This window comes from Vibrio sp. T20 (genome assembly GCF_007858795.1).
Taxonomy (GTDB): Bacteria; Pseudomonadota; Gammaproteobacteria; order Enterobacterales; family Vibrionaceae; genus Vibrio; species Vibrio satsumensis.
The window spans coordinates 1-266 of sequence record NZ_VFEB01000145.1 but is presented as its reverse complement, the minus strand read 5'-3'; the positions used below and the strand labels follow the sequence as shown (position 1 = coordinate 266).

The window sequence follows — 266 nt, the reverse complement described above, 5'->3', positions numbered from 1 at the left end:
AATAGCTGTTCACGGACCTTCATTAACAGTTTGTACGCTTGTGCCAATTCGACTTCATTTTCGGTCATAGGATCGAACCCTAACGCCAATAATGCGATTGCAATGGTATCTACATCGTCATCGGGGATCACGACGGTTTGAGGGTGCTCTAATGCGTAGTCGAAAACGTCCATCCAAGAGGTTATACCTTCGGTAGCTCTTGAAGACCGAAATGCGACCCCCATGGTACCGTTAGAGTACGGAACTCCAATACCCCCGCAAGCTCT

The 266-nt window shown here is 48.1% G+C and carries 1 pseudogene; it reads right to left on the bottom strand.

Annotation, left to right across the window (positions count from 1 at the left end):
* Positions 1–266, bottom strand: a pseudogene (locus tag FTW16_RS24840) (spermidine/putrescine ABC transporter substrate-binding protein); the annotation flags it as partial.